Below are 1588 nucleotides of genomic sequence, written 5' to 3' on the forward strand. Positions count from 1 at the left end.
TGCTTGCGCAAGGCGCGCACAAAGCGTTTGACGGAGTTGTAGGCCCCTGAATAGCCGTGGGCATCGACCAGGTCTTGGAAGATGGCGGTGGCGTTGCGGCGAAGGCGAAGTTGGGCCTCAATGAAGACGCGGTGGACTTCGCACAGGCTGGAGGAAGTGGAAACGAGAGCCGGTGGCCAGGGTGGGGGAATTTGAGGGGTCAAGGTCTCAGAGCCGGTGGCCACCCCGGGGGAGTTTGAAGGATCAAGTAGCCAGCGGGTGTGGTAGCTGCGAATGGTTTTGCGGTCAATGCCGGTGATGCGGGCAATCTCGCGCTGGGGCGTGTTGCGCTGCAGCAGCGTGATCACCGTGGCGCGTTGGTTGGGTTTCAAGACATTCACTCCTTGGCCTTCCTTCGAGGAAGGCCAGAACATGCGTCCTGCCAACAGGTGCCGACGGTGTCGGCGTTGAGACCCTGTCCCCGATCAATTCAGGTGGGGGAGTTTGAGGTGGCCATAAGTGGGGGAATTTGGGTGGCCATCAGGGGCCGAACTGCTCGGTGAGCAGTTGCTAAACGATGAAACCGGGGAGCCTGAAGCCCAGTTTTGTCTTTTCCCAGAAATCTCCGGACAGTAGTGGGGCAGATCCCAATTAAACGGGATCTGCCCCCTGTAGGAGCGACGCCCTCGTCGCGATCAGCCTCGAAGACAACCACCCATCGCCCCGAGGGCGGGGCTCCCACAAAGACAAGAATTCATCGCCCTCAGGGGCGTATTTGTAGGAGCGACGCCCTCGTCGCGAAAAGCCTCGCAGACCACCACCCGTCACGATGAGGGCGGGGCTCCCACAAAGCCAAAAGACCATCGCGGCGAGGACGCTGCGGCCACTGCAAACATCATTAGGTCGGATGAATAAGGGGTCGTTTTCCTGCTGCACTTGTTGCGTTTATTTCGTTTGATGTGCTATCTTTGAATTTGTTGAGGTTAAAAAAACAGGAGTAAGTTATGAGGACGATTGATCGTGCGAGAGAGGTAACGCCTCCGCCACTGAATGCCAAAGACATGGAGATGGTGCGCGTGGCGCAGCGGTGCATCATGGCGTCGCTGGACCATTCCCGCGCAGCAGCGATCACTTTGACAACGGACAGTGGTGAGCATCCGACGGTAGAGGTACCGCCAGCAGCTTTGAAGTTGATAGGGCAGTTGTTGGGTGCCATGAGTGAAGGCCGTCCGGTGGTGTTGATGCCCACAGAGCAAGAGTTGACAACAGTTGAGGCCGCTAATTTTCTGAACGTCTCGCGCCCGTTTGTTGTCAAAGAGATGGAGGCCGGTCGCCTGGCTCATAGAAAGGTCGGTACGCATCGCAGGATTGCGCTGGAGGATTTGATGGCATACACACAAAAGATGCGTGGGCAGCAGGCCGGCGCTCTTGAGCGTTTGGCTCAAAATGCAAGAGAGTTGGGTTTGGAATACTGATGGCTGGCCATGCCCGATATACGGCTTTACTGGATGCGTGTGTCTTGTATCCGTTGGCCATGACAGATGCGCTTTTGAGTCTGGCAACGGCGGGGTTTTTTTTTTCCMAGNTGGRSAACTAGTGCAGTTAAATC

Annotated in this window: 1 protein-coding gene and 2 pseudogenes; 2 read left to right on the forward strand and 1 reads right to left on the reverse strand. The window is 56.8% G+C overall.

The genetic code is table 11. The annotated features are described in order from the left end of the window. Nucleotides 1–380: pseudogene (locus tag AMM41_RS21575) on the reverse strand (IS21 family transposase); the annotation flags it as partial. Nucleotides 381–983: 603 nt separating this feature from the next. Here AMM41_RS21575 and AMM41_RS21580 point away from each other — a divergent pair. Together AMM41_RS21580 and AMM41_RS22345 are read left to right on the forward strand one after the other, a co-directional pair. Next, the gene (locus tag AMM41_RS21580; RefSeq protein WP_089963985.1) at nucleotides 984–1454 is read left to right on the forward strand and encodes a helix-turn-helix domain-containing protein; all 471 of its coding nucleotides are present in this window, start codon (nucleotides 984–986) and stop codon (nucleotides 1452–1454) included. Beyond that, nucleotides 1454–1555, forward strand: a pseudogene (locus AMM41_RS22345) (PIN domain-containing protein); the annotation flags it as partial. The gene AMM41_RS21580 and the pseudogene AMM41_RS22345, both read left to right, overlap by 1 nt. Nucleotides 1556–1588 lie beyond the last annotated feature (33 nt).

The organism is Limnohabitans sp. 2KL-3 (assembly GCF_001269405.1).
Taxonomy (GTDB): Bacteria; Pseudomonadota; Gammaproteobacteria; order Burkholderiales; family Burkholderiaceae_C; genus Limnohabitans_A.